This window comes from Cryobacterium sp. PH31-AA6 (assembly GCF_030063195.1).
Taxonomy (GTDB): domain Bacteria; phylum Actinomycetota; class Actinomycetes; order Actinomycetales; family Microbacteriaceae; genus Cryobacterium.
In genome coordinates this window covers 24,093-49,560 of sequence record NZ_JASISS010000016.1, presented here as the reverse complement: position 1 = coordinate 49,560, position 25,468 = coordinate 24,093, and the positions used below count along the sequence as shown (strand labels likewise).

General features: G+C 69.2%; 21 protein-coding genes and 1 tRNA gene. 20 read left to right on the top strand and 2 right to left on the bottom strand.

Annotated elements, in window-relative coordinates; translation table 11 throughout:
- Window positions 1-45: 45 nt before the first annotated feature.
- On the bottom strand, window positions 46-2,001 hold the full coding sequence (gene acs / locus QMG61_RS11730) for an acetate--CoA ligase (protein WP_283494509.1): 1,956 nt from the start codon (window positions 1,999-2,001) through the stop codon (window positions 46-48).
- A gap of 555 nt (window positions 2,002-2,556) precedes the next feature.
- Here acs and QMG61_RS11725 point away from each other — a divergent pair.
- From QMG61_RS11725 to QMG61_RS11705, 5 genes are all read left to right on the top strand, one after another.
- Window positions 2,557-3,795, top strand: coding sequence for a TadA family conjugal transfer-associated ATPase (locus QMG61_RS11725; RefSeq protein WP_283494508.1), 1,239 nt, complete (start codon window positions 2,557-2,559; stop codon window positions 3,793-3,795).
- Entirely contained in the window at window positions 3,792-4,766 is a 975-nt protein-coding gene (locus tag QMG61_RS11720) for a type II secretion system F family protein (RefSeq protein WP_283494507.1), read from the top strand. The genes QMG61_RS11725 and QMG61_RS11720 overlap by 4 nt, the downstream gene beginning before the upstream one ends.
- A 520-nt stretch (window positions 4,767-5,286) precedes the next feature.
- On the top strand, window positions 5,287-5,523 hold the full coding sequence (locus QMG61_RS11715) for a DUF4244 domain-containing protein (protein ID WP_349358374.1): 237 nt from the start codon (window positions 5,287-5,289) through the stop codon (window positions 5,521-5,523).
- Complete coding sequence (locus QMG61_RS11710; protein ID WP_283494506.1) at window positions 5,504-5,851, top strand: TadE family type IV pilus minor pilin; 348 nt, start codon at window positions 5,504-5,506, stop codon at window positions 5,849-5,851. The genes QMG61_RS11715 and QMG61_RS11710 overlap by 20 nt, the downstream gene beginning before the upstream one ends.
- An 86-nt stretch (window positions 5,852-5,937) precedes the next feature.
- Window positions 5,938-6,327, top strand: coding sequence for an Rv3654c family TadE-like protein (locus QMG61_RS11705; RefSeq protein ID WP_283494505.1), 390 nt, complete (start codon window positions 5,938-5,940; stop codon window positions 6,325-6,327).
- Window positions 6,328-6,344: 17 nt separating this feature from the next.
- Here the strand turns inward: QMG61_RS11705 and QMG61_RS11700 are convergent, their stop codons facing one another.
- On the bottom strand, window positions 6,345-6,587 hold the full coding sequence (locus QMG61_RS11700; protein ID WP_283494504.1) for a hypothetical protein: 243 nt from the start codon (window positions 6,585-6,587) through the stop codon (window positions 6,345-6,347).
- A gap of 139 nt (window positions 6,588-6,726) precedes the next feature.
- Between QMG61_RS11700 and topA the strand changes: the two genes are divergently transcribed.
- The 15 genes from topA (at window position 6,727) to QMG61_RS11625 (ending at window position 25,380) form a co-directional block, all read left to right on the top strand.
- Complete coding sequence (gene topA, locus QMG61_RS11695) at window positions 6,727-9,720, top strand: type I DNA topoisomerase (RefSeq protein ID WP_283494503.1); 2,994 nt, start codon at window positions 6,727-6,729, stop codon at window positions 9,718-9,720.
- Complete coding sequence (gene tmk / locus QMG61_RS11690) at window positions 9,717-10,337, top strand: dTMP kinase (protein WP_283494502.1); 621 nt, start codon at window positions 9,717-9,719, stop codon at window positions 10,335-10,337. The genes topA and tmk overlap by 4 nt, the downstream gene beginning before the upstream one ends.
- 76 nt (window positions 10,338-10,413) lie before the next feature.
- Window positions 10,414-11,616: a DNA polymerase III subunit delta' gene (locus tag QMG61_RS11685; protein ID WP_283494501.1), complete on the top strand. Its 1,203-nt coding sequence runs from the start codon at window positions 10,414-10,416 to the stop codon at window positions 11,614-11,616.
- 34 nt (window positions 11,617-11,650) lie between these two features.
- Window positions 11,651-13,198, top strand: coding sequence for an alpha/beta hydrolase (locus QMG61_RS11680; protein WP_283494500.1), 1,548 nt, complete (start codon window positions 11,651-11,653; stop codon window positions 13,196-13,198).
- Between the two features lie 71 nt (window positions 13,199-13,269).
- Complete coding sequence (locus QMG61_RS11675; RefSeq protein WP_283494499.1) at window positions 13,270-13,908, top strand: TetR/AcrR family transcriptional regulator; 639 nt, start codon at window positions 13,270-13,272, stop codon at window positions 13,906-13,908.
- A gap of 52 nt (window positions 13,909-13,960) precedes the next feature.
- Window positions 13,961-14,036 (top strand) — tRNA-Thr (locus QMG61_RS11670).
- 125 nt (window positions 14,037-14,161) lie between these two features.
- Window positions 14,162-14,842, top strand: a complete 681-nt coding sequence (locus tag QMG61_RS11665; RefSeq protein ID WP_283494498.1) for a hypothetical protein — start codon at window positions 14,162-14,164, stop codon at window positions 14,840-14,842.
- 76 nt (window positions 14,843-14,918) lie between these two features.
- Complete coding sequence (locus tag QMG61_RS11660) at window positions 14,919-15,902, top strand: Gfo/Idh/MocA family protein (RefSeq protein WP_283494497.1); 984 nt, start codon at window positions 14,919-14,921, stop codon at window positions 15,900-15,902.
- Window positions 15,903-16,115: 213 nt separating this feature from the next.
- Window positions 16,116-18,398, top strand: coding sequence for a putative bifunctional diguanylate cyclase/phosphodiesterase (locus QMG61_RS11655; protein WP_283494496.1), 2,283 nt, complete (start codon window positions 16,116-16,118; stop codon window positions 18,396-18,398).
- A 118-nt stretch (window positions 18,399-18,516) separates the two neighbouring features.
- Entirely contained in the window at window positions 18,517-20,808 is a 2,292-nt protein-coding gene (locus QMG61_RS11650; protein ID WP_283494495.1) for a putative bifunctional diguanylate cyclase/phosphodiesterase, read from the top strand.
- A gap of 76 nt (window positions 20,809-20,884) precedes the next feature.
- Window positions 20,885-22,324, top strand: a complete 1,440-nt coding sequence (locus tag QMG61_RS11645) for a D-alanyl-D-alanine carboxypeptidase/D-alanyl-D-alanine-endopeptidase (RefSeq protein WP_283494494.1) — start codon at window positions 20,885-20,887, stop codon at window positions 22,322-22,324.
- A 28-nt stretch (window positions 22,325-22,352) separates the two neighbouring features.
- Window positions 22,353-22,943 carry an isochorismatase family protein gene (locus QMG61_RS11640; protein ID WP_283494493.1) on the top strand — a complete coding sequence of 197 codons (591 nt, stop codon included), beginning with the start codon at window positions 22,353-22,355 and terminating at the stop codon, window positions 22,941-22,943.
- On the top strand, window positions 22,944-23,696 hold the full coding sequence (locus QMG61_RS11635; protein ID WP_283494492.1) for an alpha/beta fold hydrolase: 753 nt from the start codon (window positions 22,944-22,946) through the stop codon (window positions 23,694-23,696).
- A 185-nt stretch (window positions 23,697-23,881) separates the two neighbouring features.
- Complete coding sequence (locus tag QMG61_RS11630; protein ID WP_283494491.1) at window positions 23,882-24,718, top strand: DUF4397 domain-containing protein; 837 nt, start codon at window positions 23,882-23,884, stop codon at window positions 24,716-24,718.
- A 14-nt stretch (window positions 24,719-24,732) separates the two neighbouring features.
- Window positions 24,733-25,380 carry a class F sortase gene (locus QMG61_RS11625; RefSeq protein ID WP_283494490.1) on the top strand — a complete coding sequence of 216 codons (648 nt, stop codon included), beginning with the start codon at window positions 24,733-24,735 and terminating at the stop codon, window positions 25,378-25,380.
- The last annotated feature ends 88 nt before the right edge of the window (window positions 25,381-25,468 follow it).

Genomic DNA, 25,468 nt, shown 5'->3' with positions numbered 1-25,468 from the left:
TCTCACAGTTCGGCGTGAAGGTTTGGCGGGTGGTGGGCGGCGCGGCTACTTCAGGGTAGACATGATCGCCGTCATCACCGAGGTGTCGGCGAGGGTGGTCGTGTCGCCGATCGCGCGGCCCTCGGCCACATCCTGCAGCAGACGCCGGATGATCTTGCCCGACCGGGTCTTCGGCAGCTCGCTGACGATGAAGATCTGCCGCGGCCGCGCGATCGCACCGATCTGCTGGGACACGTGCGCCCGCAGCACCGCGGTGAGGTCGGCGTGCGAGGACTCCTCCAGGTGGCTGTACTTGATGATCACGAACGCGACCACGGCCTGACCGGTCGTGTCGTCGTGCGCGCCGACCACGGCCGCCTCGGCGGTCATCGGATGCGCCACCAGCGACGACTCGATCTCGGCCGTCGACAGGCGGTGCCCGGACACGTTCATCACATCGTCGACGCGGCCGAGCAGCCAGATGTCGCCGTCCCGGTCGAGCCGGGCGCCATCGCCGGCGAAGTAGCGCGGGTTCTCCAACCCGAACTTCTCCCAGTAGGTTTCGACGAACCGCTCCGGGTCACCCCAGATCCCGCGCAGCATCGAGGGCCACGGCTCGGTCACGACGAGCAGCCCGCCATTGTTCCTGCCGACGTGATTGCCGTCGTCATCGAGCACGTCGATCACGACGCCGGGGATGGGCACCTGGGCCGACCCCGGTTTGGTCGTCGTGACGCCGGGCAGGGCGGAGATCATGATGGCACCGGTCTCGGTCTGCCACCAGGTGTCGACGATCGGGGCCACGTTGCCGCCGATGACCTCGCGGTACCACATCCACGCTTCCGGGTTGATCGGCTCGCCCACCGACCCGAGCAGGCGCAGGCTGGTCAGATCGAAACCCTTCGGGATCTGCCGGCCCAGCTTCATGAACGTACGGATGGCGGTGGGCGCCGTGTAGAGGATGCTCACCTTGTACTTCTCAATGATTTCCCACCACCGGCCGGGGTGCGGGGTGTCGGGAGTGCCCTCGTAGAGCACCTGGGTGGCACCGTTGGCGAGAGGACCGTAGACGACGTAGCTGTGGCCGGTGACCCAGCCGACGTCGGCGGTGCACCAGAATACATCCGACTCGGGGTGCAGGTCGAACACGTTCTTGTGGGTGAAGGCCACCTGGGTGAGGTAGCCGCCGCTCGTGTGCAGGATGCCCTTGGGTTTGCCGGTCGTACCGGAGGTGTACAGGATGAACAGCGGGTTCTCGGCCGGGAAGCCCTGGGCCTCATGCTCGGCGTCCGCGCCGGCGAGTTCCTCGTGCCACCACAGGTCCCGGTCGGTCCAGGTCACGTCGCCGCCGGTGCGCTTGACCACGAGAACGTTCCGCACCGTCGTGTCGTTGCCGGCGAGAGCCTCATCGACGGCCGGCTTGAGCGCGGAGGCCTTGCCCTTGCGGTAGCCGCCGTCGGCGGTGATCACGAGCACGGCATCCGCGTCGTCGATGCGGGAGCGGAGGCTCTCCGCGCTGAAGCCGCCGAAAATGACCGAGTGTACGGCGCCGATGCGGGCAACGGCCAGCATCGCGATGACGGCCTCGGGGATCATCGGCAGGTAGATCGCCACCCGATCCCCGGCGTGCACGCCGAGTTTCACGAGCACGTTCGCGGCGCGTTTCACCTCAGCGGTCAGTTCGGCGTAGGTGATGTCGCGGGCGTCGCCGGGTTCACCCTCGAAGTGCAGGGCGACCCGGTCGCCGTGTCCGGCCAGGACATGCCGGTCGAGGCAGTTCCAGGCGACGTTCAATTCGCCGTCTTCGAACCACTTCGCGAAAGGCGGGTTGGTCCAGTCCAGGGTCTTCGTGAACGGCTTGCTCCAGTCCAACAGGCCCCTGGCCTGATCGGCCCAGAACGCCAGTCGGTCCGCGGCGGCGTCTTCGTAGAGCTTCGGGGTCGCGATTGCCTGCGCGGCGAACTCGGGCGTGGGCGGGAACCTGCGTGATTCATGGAGAAGGTTGTCGATTTTGACGCTCATACGAATGTCGCTCCTTTGCGATGCGGGACTGGTGCAACCGGCGCTACGGGCGCCACGGGCGGGCCGGTCTGGATCGTGAGAACTGTTTCGCTGCTCGTCATTGACCCCCTCAGCGGTATCCCCCGGCTCCAACACCGGAGCCAATTTCACGCTACACCACCGGGCTGTCGCGGGGCCTAAGCGGCCTGGGCGCCGCAACGTTGCAGTAAATTGCGGCCGGCGCGCACCCCCCAGAAGGGGCCCGATTGGGCGGCGGTGAACCGTGTCCTCATTTATGGGGACAAAAAGGACTTGCACATCTTCGTTTTCCTTATACACTGGGAGACGTCCGAACGAAAGTTTTGACCTGCGGTGCGTTTGGTTCCCCCCAATCGACGCACTGCCGAGGCGGCACCTGTTCCCCCCAATAGGTGCCGCCCCCCTTTTTTAACGCTCTGTTTTGACGCACGCCCGTCCCTGACCGGCTGCCCTCCTCCACAGGTGCGGTGCTCTCCGGATGTCCCCGGACGGCGCCGAGACCCGCGCTCGTCCTGCGGGCCCGCCTAGGGTCGGGGCATGTTGGAGCCCTTCGTCGCCGTTCCGTCGTATGCCGCACCCGGCCGGGCGGATCACGTGACCGACCAGGCGAACGCCCCGACGACCCGGCCGGTGGAGCCGTCGGTGGAGCCGTCGGTGGCGCCGTCGGTGGCCCGGTCGGACGAGCGGCCTGCCGACCGGGCGCCGGCCAAGCACGCTGTGTCGGGACGGCCCGTTCTGCCCGTCATAACCTCGTTCCCGGCCCGGGAGGGGCTGTCCGGGCTCGGCCCGCTCGCCGGTTTCGCCGCCGGTGACCGCGTCACGGACCTGTTCGTCAATGGCGAGAGCGGGCTCTGGGTCGACGCCGGCGCCGGCGCGGTGCGGGAGCCGGGCTGGGTGTGCGGCGAGGCCGCCGTGCGCGAACTGGCCGTGCGCCTGATCGCCCTCGGTGGGCGGCACATCGACGAGGCCAGCCCGTGCGTGGACGTGCGGCTGGCGGACGGCATCCGCGTGCACGCCGTGCTGCCGCCGGCCTCGAGCACGGGCACGCTGCTGTCCATCCGGTTGCCGCGAGCCGATCGACCGACCCTGGCCGCCCTCGCCGCGGCCGGGTTGTTCGGCTCGGGGGAGCCGGCCCGGCTGCTCGTGGACCGGCTCCGCTCCGCAGTGCTCGACCGGGAGAACCTGCTCATCACGGGCGCCGCCGGCAGTGGCAAGACCACCCTGCTCGCCGCCCTGCTCGGCGAGGCTGCGGCGACCGAGCGAATCGTGGCGATCGAAGACGTCGCGGAACTCCGGGTCGACCACCCGCACTTCGTCGCCCTGGAGTCGCGGCAGCCCAACCTGGAGGGTGCCGGCCGGATCGGCCTGGACAGTCTGCTCCGCGAGGCGTTGCGGATGCGGCCCGACCGGCTCGTGCTCGGCGAATGCCGCGGGGCGGAGATCCGCGAGCTGCTTGCGGCCCTGAACACCGGTCACGACGGGGGAGCCGGCACCCTGCACGCGAATTCCCTCGAGGATGTGCCGACCCGCCTCGAGGCCCTCGGCGCCGTGGCCGGGATGACAGTGGAGGCCGTGGCCCGGCAGGCGGTCAGTGCGATCGGCCTCATCCTCCACCTCGAACGTCTGCACGGCCCGCGCCGACTGGCCCAGGTCGGCCGGTTCGCCCTCGACGCCGACGGGCGGCTCCGCACGGTTCCGGCGGGCGCACGCGCTACCGGGGACGACGTGGCCGGTGATCACGGCGGCCCGAGCCGGCCCGCGACGCTCGTGGGATGACGCGCCGAACGGGCGGGGCGTCTCCCGCCATCGACGAGGTCGCGCGGGTCACCCAGCGCCTCGCGGTGCTGCTCTCGGCGGGAGTCTCCCCGGCGTCCGCCTGGGAAAACCTGGTCGAGGTCGAGGTCGAGGTCGAACCGATCGGGTCGTTGCCGGAGGAATCGCCGACGGCCCGGATCGTGCGGGCGGCCGTGAACGCCGGAACGACGGGAGGGAACATCGCGGATGCGGTGGCCGCCGAGGCGGGCGCGGCGGGCGGTCAGGTCGGCGAGGCCTGGCTCGGCCTCGCCGCGGCGTGGCGGGTGGCCAGCCAGGCCGGGGCGCCCCTGGCGTCCTGTCTGAGAGAGTCGGCGGCGTCCTTGCGTGAACTGGGCCGTCTGCACGCCGACCTCGAGGTTGCGCTCGCCGGGCCGAAAGCGACCGCCCGCATGGTCATGTTCCTGCCCGTGATCGGTCTGCTCTTCGGCAGCCTGATGGGTTTCAACACCCTGCGGATGCTGTTCCTCACCCTTCCGGGCTGGATCTGCCTGGTCGCCGGGGCCGGGCTGATGCTCGTCGCCGAGTTCTGGAACCGACGCCTGGTTCGCGCGGCGAGGGCACGGGACCCGACCCCGGGCCTCGAGTTGGATCTCACGGCGATTGCGATGGCCGGTGGCTGCTCCATCGACCGAGCGCGGGCCCTGGTCGACGACACGGTCGAGAGGTTCGCCCTGCACCGCGCCGGATCGGCGGATGCCGTCGGCCGGGTGCTCGCGATGTCGGCGCGTGCGGGGGTGCCGGCCGCTGAGCTATTGCACGCCGAGGCGGAGCAGGTGCGGCGGGATGCCCGCGCGGAGGGTCAACGCCGAGCGGCCACGCTCGGGGTGACCCTGATGATCCCGCTCGGGGTCTGCGTGCTTCCGGCCTTCATGCTCGTCGGCGTCGTGCCCCTGCTGATGACGGTGCTGGCCTCGACCCTGCCGCAGTTCTAGGTGTACCCGGGGCAGCCAGAGACGGGGTGACGCTCGCCGGCTGACGAACGGGGTAACGCTCGCCGGTTAACGAAAAGAGCCGGGCCTGAGGCCCGGCTCCCGAAGTCACGATAACTTCCGTCCAACTGCTCTAGTCGTTCCGTGCCGTTCTCAAATTAAGGGCGGCGCGCTGTACCTTCAGAGACTCCGTTGCGACGGTCTTACCTGTGCTCTTCTTCGGTGATTGGTCTGCCATCAGCGCCCCGATTCTCCGAGCTCATTGGCTCCGGTGGACAAAGACTACGCCTCGTGGAGCCTCGGCGGTAGAGCTGTGCACAAATCATTCACCAAACCCGAAAAATGGCAAGACCCTTGACCATCCGGGGGCGATGCCGCCGCCTCGTGCTGTTCTCCACAGCACCGAACGGGCGGTTTTGCGTACCGGTCGAGTCCCGTGGCACACCGGGTTGCCGGGGCAGGCGAGTCTGGTGTCCTTCGTGAGGCCACAACCGCGTCGAAGGACGCGAGAGGAGACGACCAGATGTCCGGAATTGCCCAGCCTGCATCGACCAGGCACACCGAAAACGCCGACCTGCCCCGCCGCGGGGAGGGAAGGCTGCGTCGCCTGCGCAACGAGACGGGTGCGGCCACGGCGGAGTACGTGATCGCGACCATGGCGGCGGTCGGCTTCGCGGGCCTGCTCATCGTGATCCTGCGCGGGGACGAGGTGCGCGGCATCCTGACCGACCTGGTGCGCAATGCCCTCACCGTGGGGTGACCGGGGCAGCGTCACGGCCGAGTTCGCCACGGTGGTTCCCGCCGTGCTGCTGGTGCTGGCGCTGTGTTTGGGCGCGGTGCAGATCTCCGGCCAACAGGTGCGCCTGACGGGCGCCGCGGCCGCCGCCGCCCGGTCGCTGGCCCGAGGCGACGGCGAGGACAGGGTGGCCGGGCTCGTGGCAGGCCTGGTCGGCCCTGCCGCGATCAGCACCCAACGGCAGGGAGACTTCGTCTGCGTTCGCCTGAGCGCTCCGAGCGCATTCGGCGCGTTCGCCGCATTCGGTGTCACCGTCTCGGCCGGGTCGTGCGCCCTCGGCAGTGGCGGATGAGGCGGTGGCGGACGCGGCGGTGGCGGGTGAGGCGGTGCCGGGTGAGGCGGTGCCGGGTGAGGCGGTGCCGGGTGAGGCGGTGGCTGATGAGGGCTCCGGCGGGTTCGCCGCCTGACCGGCAGTGCCGGCCCGGTTCGGTGTCCGTCCGGGAGCGCGGGTCGGGTTCGGTGCTCGCGGTCGGGATCCTCGGTGCCGTGCTGGTCGCGACCGCCCTGGTGCTGCCGCTGATGGCCGTGCTGGCGGCCGGTCAGGCGGTGCGCGGGGCCGCCGATGCGGCCGCGCTCGCCGCGGCCGACACGGCGTCCGGTCTCGTGGCCGGGGTTCCGTGCGGGTCCGCGGCCACGGCGGCGACACTCAACGGGGCCGAGTTGACCGAGTGCACGGTGCACGGCCTGATCGCATCCGTGGCCGTCGCACGCACCGTGCTCGGCTTCGAGCTCGGCGCGCGGGCCACGGCCGGGCCGCCGCCCCCGTGATGCGCGGCGACGGGGCTTCAGGCGAAGACGGCCTCGAGGTAGCGGTAGTCCACGGCCGTCGGCCGGTCCGGGAACTCGGATGAGTCGAACTCCAGGCCGGTGCCGCGTGCATAGACGTACCGTTTGGCGCCCGCGTCCGCGGGGATCTCCAGCCGCGGCCGAGGGTCACCCGACTCCAGGAAATCCGTGGTGATGGTCTTGCCTTCGAGGGGGCCGTCCGTGAGCTTCGCGGTGTACGTGCCCGTTGTTGGTGTACCCATGTCTCCATTCTGCTCGCCTCCGCATAACTGGCAACCCCCAATGGCCGTCGCGGCACGGTCGATTAGGCAGGCACCCGATTGCTGTGTGTATGGTGTGCCTTGGCCTCTCATTGGGCCGTTACCTATAAAGAGGAGTCTGGTGCCAGGCACTAAGAAGCTGGTCATTGTCGAATCGCCGACCAAGATGAAGTCCATTGCGGCTTATCTGGGCGACGGCTACGAGGTGTTGTCCTCGGTCGGCCACATCCGCGACCTGATCGAGCCCAAAAACCTGCCGCCCGAGCTGAAAAAGGGTCCCCTGGGCAAGTTCTCCGTCGATGTCGACAACGGCTTCGAGCCGTACTACGTGGTCTCGGATGCCAAGAAGAAGACCGTCGCCGAGCTCAAACGGGCGATGAAGAACGCCGACGAACTCCTGCTCGCAACTGATGAGGACCGCGAAGGCGAGGCCATCGCCTGGCACCTCCTGCAGGTGCTGCAGCCGAAGGTTCCCGTGAAGCGGATGGTGTTCCACGAGATCACCAAGGAGGCCATCCTCCAGGCCAAGGACAACACCCGCGACCTCGACACCGCACTCGTCGACGCGCAGGAGACCCGGCGCATCCTCGACCGCATCTACGGTTACGAGATTTCCCCCGTGCTCTGGCGCAAGGTCGGTCCGGGCCTCTCGGCCGGCCGGGTCCAGTCCGCCGCGACCCGTCTCGTCGTCGAACGTGAACGCGAGCGCCTCGCGTTCGTTTCCGCCGGCTACTGGGACCTCATCGCCCAGTTGGCGCCCGGCGCCGAGGCGACGGATGCCGCCTTCCAGGCCAAGCTCGTGCGCCTCGGCGGTGAACGCATCGCGACCGGCGGTGACTTCGACGACCTGGGTCGTCTCAAGCCGAAGGTGGCGGCCGCGACCCTCGACGAGGCATCCGCCCTCGCCCTCGCCGAGGCGCTGAAGTCGCCCGACGTCCCCGTGACCGTGACGAAGGTGGCCTCCAAGCCCTACCGCCGCAGCCCGGCCGCGCCGTTCACCACCTCGACCCTGCAGCAGGAAGCGGCCCGCAAGCTCCGCTTCACGGCCAGGCAGACCATGAGCGTGGCCCAGTCGCTGTACGAAAACGGCTACATCACCTACATGCGTACCGACTCCCCGTCGCTGTCCCAGCAGGCGATCACGGCCGCGCGCACCCAGGCGTCCGCGCTCTACGGTCCCGAAACGGTGCCCGCCCAGCCTCGCCTGTACAAGGGCAAGAGCAAGAACGCGCAGGAGGCGCACGAGGCGATCCGCCCGTCGGGCGACACGTTCCGCACGCCGGCCTCGCTCTCGGGTTCGCTCCGCGGCAACGACTTCAAGCTCTACGACCTGATCTGGAAGCGCACCGTCGCGTCGCAGATGGCCGACGCCACCGGTTCGACCGCGTCGGTCACCATCTCGGCCGGCCCCACCGGCCCGGCCGAGCACCCCGCGGCATCCGGCGCGATCGCCGAATTCGCGGCCAGCGGCACCGTGATCACCTTCCGCGGCTTCATGCTCGCCTATGAGGAGTCCCGCGACGAGGAGCGCAACGCGCCGACCGATCCCACCGAGTCGAAGCTGCCGCCGCTCACCGAGGGCCAGGCGCTGACCCTGCTCGAGATGGAAGCCAAGGGCCACGAAACCACCCCGGCTGCTCGGTACACCGAGGCGAGCCTGGTCAAGAAGCTCGAAGAGCTCGGCATCGGCCGCCCGTCCACCTACGCGTCGATCATTTCCACGATCACCGAGCGCGGTTACGTCACGCCCCGCGGCCAGTCCCTCGTGCCCAACTGGATCGCGTTCTCCGTCGTGCGCCTGCTCGAGGAGTACTTCTCCGACCTGGTCGAATACGACTTCACCGCCGAGATGGAAGACGACCTGGACCGCATCGCCGACGGCAAGGCCGACCGGGTGGACTGGCTGACCAGCTTCTACTTCGGGTCGGACAAGCACCGCGGCCTGCGCCAGGTCATCGACAACCTCGGTGAAATCGACGCGCGATCGATCAACTCGATGCCGATCGACGACGAGATCACCCTGCGGATCGGCAAGTACGGGCCCTACCTCGAGGTCGCCGACCCCGACGCCGGCCCGGATGCCCCGCCGCGCCGGGTGAACATCCCGCCGAACCTCGCACCCGACGAGCTGACGCCCGCGAAGGCGCGCGAACTCATCGACGCCCCGGTCATCACCGACCGGGTGATCGGCCTCAACCCTGACAACGGCAAGTCCATCGTGGCCAAGGACGGCCGGTTCGGGCCGTACGTGACCGAGCTGGAGCCGGAACCCGAGACGATCGAGCCCGGCGAGACCGTCGACCCGGTCACCGGCGAGGTGACGTTGCTCGCCGACTCGGCCGCCCCGGCCGCGACGGCCGCCGCGACCAAGCCCAAGCGCAAGCCGGCGGCGAAGAAGGCCACCGCGATCAAGCCGCGCACGGCGTCGCTGTTCAAGTCGATGGACCTGGCCACGATCGACCTGGACACCGCCCTGCACCTGTTGGCGCTGCCGCGCGTCGTCGGCGCTGACCCGGAGACGGGCACCCCGATCACCGCCCAGAACGGAAAATTCGGCCCGTACCTCAAGAAGGGCGTCGACACCCGGTCGCTGACCACGGAGGACCAGATCTTCGAGATCGACCTCCCCGGCGCGGTCGAGCTCTACGCCCAGCCCAAATACGGTGCCAAGCGGGCCTCGAGCGCCCTCAAGGAATTCGAAACCCCTGACCCGGACAGCGGCAAGGCGATCAAGATCAAGGACGGCCGATTCGGCGCCTACGTCACCGACGGGGTCACCAACGCGACCATTCCGAAGGCCGAGAGCGTTGAGGAGGTCGACTTCGACCGCGCCGTCCAGCTGCTCGCCGACAAGCGCGCGAAGGGTCCGGTGGTGAAGAAGACCGCGGCCAAGAAGGCACCCGCCAAGAAGGCCGCGGCGAAGAAGGCACCCGCCAAGAAGGCCGCGGCGAAGAAGGCTCCCGCGAAGAAGGCTCCGGCGAAGAAGGCATCCGGGGCGACGGCGACCGTGCGCACCCCGGCGCAGAAGGCCGCCACCGCTGCGAAGGCCGCGGCCACCCGTGCGTCGAACGCGGCCGTCAAGGCCGCCGCGGCGAAGGCATCCGCGCAGTCGTGACCGGCCTCTTCATCACGCTGGAGGGCGGCGACGGCTCCGGCAAGTCCACTCAGTCCCGGCTGCTCTCCGACTGGCTTGCCGGCCAGGGGCGCACGGTGCTGGGCACCCGCGAGCCCGGCGGTACCCCGGTCGGTGTTCTCATTCGCGACATCGTGCTCCACCATCGCGGCGAGGTCGCACCCCGCGCCGAGGCGCTGCTCTATGCGGCCGACCGCGCGCAGCACATCAACACCACGGTGCGGCCGGCCCTGGCCCGCGGAGAGGTCGTGATCCAGGATCGCTACCTCGACTCGTCCGTCGCCTACCAGGGTGCCGGCCGGGTGCTCGGCGGCACGGAGATCCGTGACCTGTCCTTGTGGGCGGCAGAGGGTCTGCTGCCCGACCTGACGATCCTGCTCGACCTCGACGAGACCACCGCCCGGGGGCGCCTCGACGACGCCAACAAGCGGTTCGATCGTCTCGAGGCGGAGAAGGCGGACTTCCACCGTCGGGTGCGCGCCGCGTTCCTCGACCTCGCCGCCGCCGAACCCGACCGCTTCCTCGTCGTGGATGCCGCCGCACCGATCGACGTGATCGCCGCCGCCATCCAGGCCAGGGTCACCACCCTCCTCCGCTAGTCCCTGCCGAGTCGGCCCCATGCCGGGTTGACGCGGACCTCAGGAGAGTGTCACCGACGAAAGGTACGCTGGTCCGATGAACGTGTGGGATGACCTGACCGGTCAGGCAGACGCCATCGCCATCTTCCGTGCGGCGGCGGAACGACCGACCGTGAGCGCGGCCGGAACGGTGGGTTCCGGGACGGCACCGGGCGAGACCGCGGCATCCGCGCCCGGATCGTCGATGACCCACGCCTGGCTGATTACCGGGCCGCCCGGGTCCGGCCGGTCCAACCTCGCCTTCGCCTTCGCGACGGCGCTGCTCAGCCCCGGCACGCCGGAGGGTGACGAGAGCGCCAGGCGCCTCGTCGACGCGCGCACCCACCCGGACCTGATCGTGTTGTCGACCGAGGGCGTCATCATCAAGATGGATTCGGTCAAGGAAGCCGTCAAACGCTCCCAGTACTCGCCGTCGGTGGGTCGCTACCGGGTGATCGTCGTCGAAGACGCCGACCGGATGGTGGAGCGCACCTCGAACGTGCTGCTCAAGGCCCTCGAGGAGCCGCCGGAACGCACGGTGTGGATCCTCTGCGCGCCGAGCGAGGCCGACCTGCTGCCGACCATCCGTTCCCGGGTGCGCTCGGTTCGGCTCCGCGTGCCGAGCATCGACGACGTCGCCGCGCTGCTCGTCGCCCGTGACGGCGTCGACCTGGCCACCGCGGAACGGGCGGCCAGGGAGGCGCAGAGCCACATCGGGATGGCCCGCCGCCTTGCCACCAACCCTGAGGCACGCGCCAGACGCGAGGAGACCCTGCGGGCGGCTCTCGGCATTCGCGGGGTGTCCGCCGCCGTCAACGCCGCGGCGCGGCTGCTCGCCATCGCCGGCGACGACGCCAAGGCGATCACTCTGGAACGCGACGCCACCGAGCGCGAGGGCGTGCTGCGCTCCCTCGGCGTCGAGCCGGGCCAGTCCGTGCCGCCCGGGCTGCGGGGCCAGATCAAGGCCCTCGAAGACGACCAGAAACGACGCGCCACCCGCAGCCTCCGTGACGGCATCGACCGCATCCTGGTCGACCTCACCTCGCTCTACCGCGACGTCATCATGGTGCAACTGGGTCGGGAGCAGAGTGTGATCAACCGCGAACTCCTCAGCGAGGTGCGCGGCGCGGGCACCGTGTGCCAGCCGACGGCGACGCTCGCCACCCTCGACGCGATCGCCCTTGCCCGTCAGAGAATCGAATCGAACGTGGCGCCGGCCCTTGCCCTCGAGGCAATGCTGGTGTCGGCGATCCGCCGGTAGCCCGGTGCATCGGACTTCAAGGAAGAGGAACCCGTTGACCAGACGAAACCGCGCCCGCACCGTCACGGTTCTGGCGACCACGGCGGGCGCGCTCGCGCTCACCCTGGTGCTCAGCGCATGCGTGCCCTTGTTTCTCCCGAAGGAGGCACGATCGACGTCGTCACCGACCGACGAGAAGGTCAGCGCAGACCTCCAGCCCTTCTACGGCCAGGTGCTCAGCTGGAAAGACTGCGGCTCCGGCCTGCAGTGCACCACGGCATCCGCGCCACTGGACTGGACCGATCCCGCCCAGGACTCCATCGACCTGGCCCTGGTTCGACATCCCGCCTCCGGCAATCGGGTCGGGTCGTTGCTGGTCAACCCGGGTGGCCCCGGCGGGTCGGGCTATGACTTCGTGAAGAATTCCCTGGACTATGCCACCGATGCGAAGCTGCAGGCCGGCTTCGACATCGTCGGCTTCGACCCGCGCGGGGTGGGCCGGTCCTCCGCGGTGACGTGCTACCCGCCCGCTCAGATGGACGAATACCTCTACGGGCTCACCACGGCCGAGCGCGGAACGGATGCCTGGATCCAGGAACTCGAGACCGCATCCACCGACTTCGGCGCGGCCTGCGCCACGAACACGGGGGCGCTGCTCGGGCAGGTCGACTCCGAGAGTGCCGCCCGCGACCTGGATCTGCTGCGCGCCATCCTCGGCGACAAGAAACTCAACTACCTCGGCTATTCCTACGGCACCTTCCTCGGCGCCACCTACGCCGAGCTGTACCCCGGCAAGGTCGGCCGGCTCGCCCTCGATGGTGCGCTCGACCCGTCGACCAGCAACGCCGACGTGACCCGGGTGCAGGCCACGGGCTTCGAGAACGCGTTGCGCGCCTACCTGGCCGACTGCCTGACCGGCGAACAGTGCCCCTTCAACGGCACCGTCGACGAGGCCATGACCACGATCGGTGCTCTGCTCGCGTCGGTGGATGCGAGCCCGATCACCGCCACCGACGGTCGGAAACTCGGCGCCAACACGCTGCTCACCGCGATCATCTACCCGCTCTACCAGGCCACGGCCTGGCCCAACCTGAGCGAGATGTTCACCACCGTGCTGCGCGGCGACGCAGATGCGGCCTTCCAATTCGCGGACGGCTACAACGGCCGCAACAGCGACGGCAGCTACAGCGACAACTCGACCGAGGCGTTCATGGCGATCAACTGTGTCGACTACAGCTACAACGACGATCCGGCCGCGATGCGCGCCCAGGCGGCCACGCTCGAGGCGGCGGCGCCCGTCATCGGCAAGTACATGTCATACGGGGACATCGGCTGCGCCAACTGGCCGTACACCTTCACCGGTGAGCGCCGGCAGATCCAGGCCCAGGGCGCCGCGCCGATCCTCGTCATCGGCACCACGAACGACCCCGCCACCCCCTACGTCTGGGCGAAGAGCCTCGCCGACCAACTGGACAGCGGTCACCTCGTCACCTACTCGGGCGAGGGCCACACCGCGTACAACAAGTCCAATGCCTGCGTGAACAACGCGGTCGACGACTACCTCCTGAAGGGAACGGTGCCCGCGACCGACCCGAAGTGCTGACTCTCGTGAATTGACCCGCTGGCACGCTCGATCCCGGCTGCAGAATTGCGCACTGTGTAAGAATTGAAGGCATGTCGGCGGAACACGAAGAACCGGGCCTGCGCGAGCGAAAGCGACTGGCGACCAGGCGGGCCATCCAGCGAGCGGTACTCACCCTCTCCTGTGACCGCGGGATCGACAAGGTGACCGTAGAGGACATCAGCCGGGTCGCCGATGTGTCCCCGCGCACCTTCTTCAACTATTTCTCGTCCAAGGACGCGGCCATGGTCGGCGATGAATTCGACTTGGTCTCCGAGGAGGACATCGACGCGTTCGTGAACGGCGGGCCGTCGGGGGACATTCTCGCGCAGATCGCTCAGCTGTTGGCCGCCAGCCTGAAAAACACCGAGGGTGACCGGGAAATTCACCAGCTGCGTCGCGAGGTGATGAAGGAGAATCCCTACCTCTTCGGGCTGCGGATGGCGACCTTGCGAGACTTCGAGGGCCGGCTGCAGGAGATCATCAGCCAGCGTCTGGCTCTCGACAAGCCCGATCTCGTCGCCGACCCGGTGCGGCTGCACCAGCAGGCGCTCCTCCTCACCCTCGTTGCGGTCGCGGCCGTGCGCCACGCCTGGCGCTGCTGGGCCGAGGGCGACTCGACCCGGCCCCTCGCCGACCAGGTCTCGGAGTCATTCTCGGAACTGTACGAGATGACCCTCCGGACCAGCTAAGCTTTGTTGCTGTGTCACCGAGCCGTTCCGTAAGGAAGGAATCGCGCGTCACGCCGCCTTAGCTCAGTCGGTAGAGCGTCTCACTCGTAATGAGAAGGTCATCAGTTCGATTCTGATAGGCGGCTCCAGATAAATCCTCGGTCTGAGACCGTTTCGGAAATGGTGACGAGCCACCGGCGGAAACCTCGCCGTGGTTCGGGACCGTTGTGCAGACCAATGCGGTGAGGCAGACTCGTCTCGGGCAGGGGATACGATGACGACTAGTTCTGCGACACGGGCCACGTCCCGATTCACCACGCTCTGGGGCGGGGGGCTGGTCGCCGTGTCCGGACTGTTCCTGGTCCTGCTGGGATTCCTGTGGGGCCCATTCGACGCCGTGCTGGTCACCCTGCGTTCGTGGGTGACTGTCGTGGCGCCGATCCTTTTCGTCGGGTCCCTGCTGATACTCGCATTCGGGGTGCGCGGCGAAGCCGGCATCATGCGTCGCTCCCGTGCCGGGAGGGGCGCCGCCGTTGCATTCGCAACGGTGACGTTCGGCAGCTGGTTGTTCAGCCTGGTCGGCTCGAACAATCCCCCGGCCCTGCCCGGGCTGCCACAAGTAACGCTCCCGATCCTGACGAACCTCGTCTTGATGGTGATTTCCTTCGGGTCCCTGCTCATCATCGCGGTGGTGGTCGTCAGGGCCGGAGTCGTGCACCGCGTCACTGGTTGGGGTCTCCTGGTGGTGGTGGTGTTGACGGAGGGTCCCAGCCTGCTCGCTTTCCTGCCCTGGCCGGGCCTCGACCAGGCAGGACTGACCGTGGGGTTCGAGATCGCCAGGTGGATCTATCTCGCGGGCCTCCTGCTGCAGATCGTCGTCGGAATTGGCATTGCCGTGACGGGGCAAGCGACCAGGCTGCGTGACGCGGCCAAGGACTTCAACCACCGCTGGTGAACATCGGCTTCGGGTCCTGGCCGGTCCGGCAACGAGCGATCGGTTCGGTTCGCACTCGGTCGGTAGGCTGGAGCGCATGACCGACGCAATTCGCTGGGGAATCCTGGCCACGGGTGGCATCGCCCACGCATTCACGAACGACCTCGTTCTCGGCGGATTCCAGGTGCAGGCGGTGGCATCCCGCAGGCAGGCCTCCGCCGAGGCCTTCGCGGCCGAGTTCGGCATCCCCACCGCCCACGGAAGTTACGAGGCCCTGGCCGCGGATCCCGAGGTCGATATCGTCTACATCTCGACGCCGCATCCGTTCCACGCCGAAAACGCCCGACTCATGCTGAACGCGGGCAAGCACGTGCTGATCGAGAAGCCGGTCACCTTGAACGGCCGTGAGGCGCGCGAGATCGTCGACCTGGCAGCGGGAAAGGGGCTGCTGGTGCTCGAGGCCATGTGGACCAGGTTCCTGCCGCACATGGTGCGGATCCGGGAGATCCTGGCCGCGGGCACGATCGGGGACGTGCACACGCTCATCGCCGACCACACCCAGCTGCTGCCCGATGACCCGGAGCACCGCCTCAATTCGATGGCGCTCGGCGGCGGCGCACTGCTCGACCTCGGCATCTACCCGCTGACCTTCGCCTCGGAGCTGTTCGGGCGTCCGGAGACCATCCTGGCGGCCGCGACGTTCAAGTCGACCGGCGCCGACGCCCAGATCGCGACGACATTCCGCTACGCGGGGGGCCAGATCGCACAGACCCTGTCCGCGAGCGACACGGCCGGCCGGAACGAGGCGACCATCCTCGGCACCATTGGTCGGATCGAGATCGACCGGACCTGGTACGCGCCGACGACCATCCGGGTGCTGAACAGCGCGCACGAGGTCACCGAGACCTTCAGCGCCCCCGTCACCGGCCGAGGGATGCACTTCCAGGCCATCGAGGCCGAGAAGCTCATCCGGGCGGGCAAGATTTCGAGCGACATCCTTCCCGTCGAAGAGATGGTCGCGATCATGGAGACCCTCGACGCCGTGCGCGAGCAGATCGGCTTGCGCTACCCAGGCGAGTAAGCCGCTCTGCCGCCGGGACTGGCGGTTGTTCGACCCATTCTGGGGGTGCGCCGAGATGGAGCAAACCTGCTGACCTCGTGGGCATCGCCGATATCCTAAACCCAGAGCACAAGGACGGACGGCGGGTGGAAGGGCCTGGCGGCCCACCCTCCCGCTCCGGCTGCGAAGTCGCCAACCCGATTCGGCGACAGGGAAAGAACGAATGGGGGACGGATGCCTGACCAGCGCACGGGCCGGCGGATGGAGCCCACGGGCACGGCCAGGCGTGGCGACTGGCTGATCTGGACGATGGCGTTGCTGCTCGTCGTCTACCTCGCCGGACTGGTGCTTCCCGCGGCCGGTCTGCGCTCCCTGGTTGACGGCTGGCTGGGCCCGGCCACTCAGTGGATACCGGCAGTGCTGTGCTGGCGGGCCGTCTATCGCACCAGGTTCCGTCGGATGCTGGTGCTCCTGGCCGCCGGAGCGGTCACCGTGTTCGCGTCCGCCAACACCTACTACATTCTGCAGGTCGGCGACGGGACGGCCCTGAGCTTCCCCTCGCCGGCCGAATTCGGCTACCTGACGTTCTACCCGCTCATGCTGGGATCGCTCGCCATCCTGGTCTATCGCCAGCTCCGGGCCCTGCCCCCGGCGGTGTCGCTGGACAGCGCGGTCGGTGCGCTCGGGACAGGGGCGCTGCTCGCCGCGGTGCTCAGCCCGCTCCTGCTCACCGCCCAGGCCGGCGAGCCCACCCTCGCCAGCGTCGTCGCGACCGCGTTCCCCCTCTTCGACCTCGTGCTCGTCGCCGCCGTTGTGGGGGTGGCCTCGGCTCGCGGACTGGACGTCGGCGCACGCTGGGGCTTCCTCGTCGGCGGCCTGCTGGTCTTCGCCGCCACCGACCTCGTCTACGCGGAGCAGGTCGCCGTTGACAGCTATGCGGTCGGCACGGTGCTGGACGGCGGCTGGGCCGTCGGGCTCGCCCTCGTGGCTGTCTGGGTTGACGGCCTCACCCGGCCGCTTCATGCGGGCGGGCGCCGACGGACCGGCGCCTGGACCCTGATCGTTCCGATGGTGTCCACGGCGTCCGGGGTGCTCGTGCTCGTGCTCGGCACCCAGGTCAAACTCTCCGCCCTCGCCGTCGGGCTGGCGACCCTCACCCTCGCCGGGGCGAGCCTGCGCACGGCCGTCGCCTTCCGCGACCTCGGCCGGATGGCCGACCTCCGCCGGCAGACGCGCACCGACGACCTCACCGGGCTGCCCAACCGGCGCGCGCTGTACCTCGACGTGCCACTCCGGCTCAGCGCCGCCGGGGGTCCGAGGAGCGCATTGATGCTGTTGGACCTGGACCGGTTCAAAGAGGTCAACGACAGCCTCGGTCACGATGTCGGCGACGAGTTGCTCGTGCAGGTCGGACGACGCCTGGCCGCCCAGCTCCGCCCGAGGGATCTGCTGGCGCGCCTCGGCGGAGACGAGTTCGCGATCCTTCTCGATGGGGCAGGTCCGGTTGAGGCGGAGGCCGTCGCGGCGACGGTGCAGACTGCCATCGCCGAACCCTTCACACTCGCCGGGATCTCGCTGCAGACGAGCGTTTCGGTGGGGATCGCGCTGTATCCCGAACAGAGCGACAACCTGACCGGACTGCTGCGAAAAGCAGACATGGCCATGTACAAAGCGAAGTCCGGAGGCACCGGCCACCACGTCTACCGCAGCACCGACGACAGCCACGGCGACTCCAGGCTGCGCACGGTGCAGGAACTTCGATCGGCATTGCGCGAGGATCAGCTGGTGCTGCACTACCAGCCCAAGATCGACCTGGCCACCGGGGAGGCGAACTGCGTGGAGGCGCTCGTACGCTGGCAGCACCCCGCCCGCGGACTGCTGCAGCCCGGGCAGTTCCTCGACCTGGTGGAGGAATCCGGGTTGATGCACGCCATGACCCATGCGGTGCTCAACAAGGCCCTGGACCAGGCAATGCGCTGGCAGAGCCAGGGACAGCCGCTCGCGGTCGCCGTGAACCTCTCGGCTCGCTCGCTGCTCGACACCGAGCTGCCCGGCCGGGTCCGGGCCATGCTCTCGTCACGGGCTCTGCCCGCCTCCTCGCTGACCCTGGAGATCACCGAGGAATTCCTGATGAGCGATCGGGAGCGCGCGCGGGACATTCTCACCCAGCTGAGGGACACGGGAATCCGAATCGCCGTTGACGACTTCGGAACCGGCTACAGCTCACTGGCCTACCTGCGCGACCTGCCCATCGATGAACTCAAACTCGACCGTTCCTTCATCTTCCCGATGGCCGACGACGCGCGGGCGGCGGCGCTCGTCTCCTCCATCGTCGACCTCGCCCACAGCCTGGGCATGACCGCCGTCGCCGAAGGGGTGGAGGATTCCATCGCCTACGACGAGCTCGTCCGGTACGGTTGCGACCAGGCGCAGGGATACCACATGTCCCGCCCCCTTCCCGTTGCCGAACTCGACGCCTGGCTCGTCCGACGTCGCGCCGCGGTGCCCACGGCGTAGCCGGGGCCGGATTCCCCGCTCGGGCCGGTCAGTGTCCCCAGTTCTGGGTGGGACGTTCACCCGTTCGGCCACGGAAACGTTGCTGCGCGCCGATAGCGTGGACAGGTAAGGGAGTCTGATGAGGCGATTCGAACGTGCGAACGGCCACGCGGGGTTGCCGCCTGCGTCGACGCGCGCCGACGGCTGGCTCATCGCCGCGATACTCCTCGTCCTTGCGGTCTACATCGCGATTCTCGCGTCGCACGGAGCCGAGGGCGTTGACGCCCTGACCGACGAGGGGATCGGGCTCCTCGCTAACACGATTCCGGTTGTGGTCTGCTGGATCGCCACCGTCAAGGCTCGGCGGATGCGTGGGCAGCTCATCCTGACCGCCCTGGCCGTCACCTCCTCCGCTGTCGGCGGGATCAGCTACGTCATCGGCGATTTTGCCGAGGCAGGCTCTGCCTTCGTCTGGCTCGCCGGCGCCTCTCAACTGTTGTTCTACCCGCTGATCCTGGCCGCGCTCGCTCTGCTCATCTACCGGCAGCTGAGGGGGCTGTCGCTGGCGGTCGCGCTTGACGGCGTCGTCGGAGGTCTCGGCGCGGCATCGATGCTGGCGGTGGTGATGGCCCCGGCACTGGACGCCGCAGCGACCGGCCCGCTGACGCTGTCGTCCCTGACCATGGTGGCAATGCCCTGGCTTGACCTGCTGGTGGTCGCCGTCGTCGGAGGAATCGCGGCCTCACGAACCCTCACCGCCGGCCGGTATTGGGCGGTGCTGGTCTCGGGGCTCCTCCTGTTCGCCGCCGCCGACGTGGCCTTCGCGGGGCAGATTCTCGACGGGGGTTATCGGGTCGGGACCCTGCTGGACGCCGGCTGGGCCGTCGGGCTCAGCCTGGTCGCAATCTGGGCGCTCACGTCGCGCTGGCCTGCGGCACGCGCCCGAGCGACCGGGCTGTGGCCGCTTGCGCTTCCCGCGCTCTCCTCCGCGGCCGGGCTGGGTGTGCTCGTGCTGGCCAGCCAGGTCGCCGTATCCGACCTGGCCATCAACCTGGCCACCAGCACGATGTTGCTGGCCTCGCTGCGTACCGTGCTCGCATTCCGCGATGTCGGGCGGATGGCCGACCTGCGCCGGCTGGCGCGCACCGACGACCTGACCGGCCTCCCCAACCGCCGAGCCCTGTACACGGATGTCCGGCTGAGCCTCGCGCTCGGAGCCGACGGGCGACGCGCGCTGCTGCTGCTCGACCTCGACCGGTTCAAGGAGGTCAACGACAGCCTCGGCCACGACGTCGGCGACGAATTGCTGGTGCTGATCGGACACCGCCTGTCGGGGCGGCTCGGGTCGAAGGACCTCCTGGCCAGGCTGGGCGGCGACGAGTTCGCCATCCTGCTCGACAATGCCGGCCGCCAGGAGGCGGAGGTGATGGCGGGGGCAATCCGGGACGCACTGGCCGTGCCGTTCACCCTGGCGGGCATCGCCCTGCAGACCAGCGTGAGCATCGGGATCGCCCTCTTTCCGGAGCAGGGCGCCGACCTGACCAGCCTGCTGCGTAAGGCAGACATGGCCATGTATAAGGCCAAGGCCACGCGAACCGGGCACCGGGTGTATCGCAGCGCAGACGACAGTCATGGTGAGGCCCGACTCCGCACCCTGCAGGAACTGCGCGTGGCGTTGCACGAGGACCAGCTCGTGGTGCACTACCAGCCCAAGGTGCAGCTGACGACGGGCGAGGTGCACGGCGTGGAGGCACTGGTGCGGTGGGAACACCCGAGCCGCGGCACGCTGGCACCGGCCCAGTTCCTCGACCTGGTTGAGGAGTCGGGCCTGATGCATGCACTGACCCAGATCGTGCTCGCGAAGGCACTGGACCAGGCGGCCAGGTGGGTGCTGCAGGGCCGGCCGCTCACCGTGGCGGTGAACCTCTCCGCGAGCGCGCTGATCGATGTCGAGCTGCCCCAACGGATCGGCGCGATGCTCCGGGCCCGCGGTCTGCCTGCCAGCACGCTGCTCCTCGAGATCACCGAGGAATTCCTGATGAGCGACCGGGACCGGGCGAATGACATCCTGAGCCGGCTGAGGGAGACGGGGATCCGGATTGCCGTCGACGACTTCGGAACCGGCTACAGCTCACTGGCCTACCTGCGGGACCTCCCGATCGACGAACTCAAGCTCGACCGTTCCTTCGTGCAGCACATGGCCGACGACGCCAGGGCCGCAGCCCTGGTCTCCTCGGCCGTCTCTCTGGCACACAGCCTGGGCCTGATCATGGTCGCGGAGGGAGTCGAAGACGGCGTCGCCTATGACGAGCTGATCCGGTACGGCTGCGACCAGGCCCAGGGTTACCACCTCTGCCGACCGGTGCCCTCGGGCGAGCTTGAGCGCTGGCTCGTGCGGCACCGCGAGGGAAGCGTGGTCGTGCGGTCCTGACCCACGGTGGGTCCGGCACGCCCGATCCCGACTCACCCGAGCCCGACTCACCCCGGGTGGCAGGTAAAATACACGGGTGGAAGAACAGGACTCACCGCGGCCTGGCATCGCCGGCTTTTTCGCCCGCCACCGCCTGGTGGCGCTGATCGCCGCCGGCACGGGGTTGTTCGGCCTGCTGGGCACCGGGGCGGTCGTTGCGGGAGCGTCCACCAGCCCGCCCCAGGCTCCCGCCGCGCTGCGGGTTCAGACCACTCCGAGCCAAACCCCGCTGCCACCGACGTCCCGGCCGGCGCCGGCGGCCGCCAGCACTGCCAGCCGCCTCCGTACCTGTTCGGTGGCCGGTCTGGCCGCGGACCCCCGGCTCGCGAACTTCCAGGCCCAGGTGCGCAACGCCACCACCGGTGAGATTCTCTTCGACCGCGGCGGCGACACGGCCTCCCGCACGGCGAGCGTGCTCAAGGTCCTGACGTCCGCCGCCGCGCTGAGCGTTCTCGGCCCCGACTACCGGGCCACGACGACCGTGGTCGCGGGCAGCGAGCCGGGAACCGTGGTGCTGGTCGGCGGGGGAGACCTGACCCTGTCCCGCACCCCCTCCGGCGCCGAATCGGTCTACACCGGTGCGGCCCACCTCGACGACCTCGCCGCGAAGACCATCGCCGCCTGGCAGGCCGATCCGGCCCGACCGCCGATCACCCGTCTCGTGCTCGACTCCTCCTACTTCGGTGATCCCGGCTGGGAACCGAGCTGGAACCGGAAGGAACTCGTCGACGGGTACATGCCGGAGATTACCGCCCTTGAGGTCGACGGCGACCGGGACAACCCCGCCCGGAACACCTCGGCCCGGAGCGACGACCCGATCGGCCGGACCGGGCAGGCATTCGCCGACGCTCTCGGCGGCTCCGTCGAGATCAGCCGGGGCACGGCCCCGGACGGCGCCGCGGAACTCGCCTCCGTGCAATCCGAACCGGTGTCCACCCTGATCAAGCAGGCGCTGATCGTGTCGGACAACGCGCTCGCCGAGATGCTCGCCCGGTTGGTCGCGGTCGAATCCGGAGCGGGAAACACGTTCGGGGCGCTGCAGAAATCCACCGTCGGCGGGCTCGCCTCCTACGGCATCGACACCACCGGCATCCTCATCGCCGACGGGTCCGGCCTGAGCGACAACAACGCGGTCCCGCCGTCCTACCTGACGCAACTGTTCGTCAAAATCAACGCCGGGGAAGGCAATCTCGGGGTGATCTTCGATGGGCTGCCGGTCGCCGGCGGTGACAGCGGGTCGCTGTCCTACAGCGACCGGTTCACCGGCGACAACGCCGTCGCGGACGGTTCCGTGTTTGCCAAAACCGGCTGGATCGACACCGGCTACACCCTGGCCGGCGTGATCCACGCCGCCGACGGCACACCGCTGACCTTCGCCGTATACGCGCTGGGGGATGTGGGCGATAATGCGAAGCAGGCGATCGACACCATCACCGCGGGCTTCTATCGCTGCGGGGACAACCTGTCGAATACCTGATCCCATCCGGCGAGCGAAGGAGCCACCCGTGACACGGGCACTGTTCATCATCGACATCCAGAACGATTTCACCGAGGGCGGCGCGCTCGCCGTGGCGGGCGGCGACGCCGTCGCGGCGGGCGTGACCGCGCTCCTGGAACGACTTCCGGACGCGTACGACGCCATCTTCGCCTCCCGGGACTGGCACGACCCCGACAGCGACAACGGTGGGCACTTCGCCCTGTCCGGCGAACCCGACTACACGCAGAACTGGCCGGTGCACTGCGTCGCGGGCACCCCGGGCGCCGACTATCACCCGGCGCTCAGACTCCCGGAGCACGTCATCAACATTCGCAAGGGCCAGGGCGAGGCCGGCTACTCCATCTTCGACGGCGTCTCGGAGGGCGGCGAGAAGACCGGCGAACTGCTCATCACGAACGGCGTGACCGATGTCGACATCGTCGGCCTCGCCACCGACCACTGCGTGCGGGCGAGCGGCCTCCATGCCCTCGAACACGGCCAGCACGTGCGCGTGCTCACCGACCTGATCGCCGGGGTCAGCCAGGAGAGCAGTGACGCGGCGCTGGCCGAACTGGCCCATGCGGGGGCCACCCTGGCGACATCCGACGCGGTCGCCTAGGTGGAGGCTGCACCCGCACCCGTGCTGGACGCCTTCGCGCGGCGCCTCGACGGCGTGCGGATCGCCTACGACTGGGTACCGGGGGACCGCCCGATCCTGCTGGTGCACGGATTCGCGTCAACCGCGCGGGTCAGCTGGACCGGCACCGGCTGGGTGCGCTTTCTCGAGCAGGCCGGACGCGGTGTTCTCCTGCCCGACCTCCGCGGCCACGGCCGGAGCGACAAACCCCACCGGGCCGCCGACTACGCACCCCGGCAGCTGGCCGCCGACCTCGTGGTCGTGCTCGACACGCTCGGCCTGGACCAGGTCGACGTGGTGGCCTATTCGATGGGTTCCCGAGTCGCGGCGGCGCTGGCCGTGCTGGCGCCGGACCGGGTGGGACGGCTGGTGCTCGGGGGCGCCGGACCGGTCGAACTGTTCGAGTCCTGGGACCGGGAGACCATGACCCGGTTACTGGGCGGCGAGAGCCCGCCGGATCCGATGATCGCGGCCGTCATCGCCGCGGCGGTCGGCGGCGGCGGCGACCGGGCCGCCCTGCTGGCCTGCGTGGAGGGATTTTCCGGGGCGGCGCTTGACGTGCCGGCCGGCATCCCCGTGCTCTACGTGGCCGGCGGCGCCGACCCGATCCCGGCCGGGGTGGCGGAGCTGGCCCGCGCCAGGGGCTCGGCCTACCGAGAGCTGCCCGGCCGCGACCATCTGAACGCTCTCGCCTCCCGCGAGTTCATGCAGGCCGCGCTCGAGTTCCTGGCCTGAGGTCGGACGCGGCGACCCCGTCGGTGCGGCCGCCGGAGACGCCTCCCACGATCCGATCGAATTTTTTTCTCAACTTTTTCTATGCACGTGCATCCGTTTGGGGGTCGGTGAGGGAAGTGATGGTAGGAGAGGGAGATTCCCTCACCGGTGTCACCCACTCGCAGAACCCCAAGCAGGAGGAAACGATGCACAAGTCACTCAAGTTCGGCATGACGGCCGGAGCCCTCGGCGCCCTCGTCGCACTCGGCGGTATCGCCCCGGCCCAGGCGGCCAGCGACGTTGCCATGCTGTCCGTGCTGCACGGCGTTCCCGGACTCACCGTGGACGTCTACGTCAACGACAAGCTCACCCTCGACGACTTCAAGCCCGGCGACCTCGCCGGCCCGCTTGAGCTCGCCCCCGGCACCTACAAGGTCGCGATCACCGCGTCCGACGCGGTGGATGCCAGCGCTCCCGCGATCGGGCCGGTGGACCTTCCCCTCGAGGCCGGCAAGAACTACACCGCCGCGGCTCACCTCACGGCGGACGGCAAGCCCACCGCGACGCTGTTCACCAACGACATCTCGCAGCTCGCCGCCGGTGAAGGTCGCCTGACCGTCCGCCACGTGGCAGCCGCGCCGGCGGTCGACGTTCTGGCCAACGGTGCTGCGGCGATCACCAACCTGGTGAACCCGGCGGAATCCGTCCTCACGCTCCCGGCCGGCACCATCTCGGCCGCCGTCGCCGCAACCGGAACGACCGACCCGGTGATCGGCCCGGCAGACGTCAACGTCGCCGAGGGCACGAACACCATCGTCTACGCGTGGGGCAGCCTGGCCGACAAGAACCTCGCGCTGGCCGTGCAGACGATCGACGGACTCCACTCCGACCCGGGCAGCATCAACGCCGGTGAAGCGGGCCTCGTCGCCACGAACCAGCCGTTCGAATCGACCGGGCTCTGGATCGGTGGTTTCGCCGCCCTGTTGATGGGACTCGTCGCGGCTACCGTCCTCGGACTGCGCCGCGCCGGCGCTCGCCGCTGATCGGGTCTGGAATCATGAGAGCCACAGTGGGCGCCTTCGCAGCGGTCGCTGTGGCTCTCGGCCTGCTCGCCGGGTGCACCGCGACGCCGGCCGCACCCTCGGTCGCCCCCGTTCCGGAGGCAACCCCGAGTGCCGCGCCGGCACCGCTCCCCACCGCCGAGGTCGAGGTTCCGCGGGTGAAATCCGCACTGGACCTCAACCAGGTTGCGCCCTCGGTTGCCCCGCAGCGCATCCGGGTGGAGTCGCTCGGCATCGACATGTCGATCGATCCGGTCGGACTGGCCGAGGACGGCTCGATGGCGCTGCCCAGCAACCCGGCCGTGGCCGCCTGGTACCGCTTCGGCCCCGGGCCGACCAGCCCGTCCGGCGCGACCATCGTCGCCGCCCACGTCGACTCGCTCGTCTATGACATCGGGCCGTTCGCCAGGCTCGCCACCGCCCCGGCGGGCACGGAGATCACGGTGACCACGGAGGGCGGCGGGGAGAGCCGGTACGCCGTCGACTCGATTCAGACGGTGCCGAAGGCGGCTGTCCCCTGGGCCGAGGTCTTCGACCGCGCCGGTCCCGCCCGGCTCACCCTCGTCACCTGCGGGGGCGAATTCGACTACGACGCCCGACGGTATTTGTCCAATGTGATCGTCTCGGCAACGCCGATCCCGTGATTGAGATCTCCTGATGCCCAAGCGTGGTTATGCTGTGCCTGACGGTGGTCGAGGCACGCTCTCCCGAGGGGCCTGAAATGTACGACCT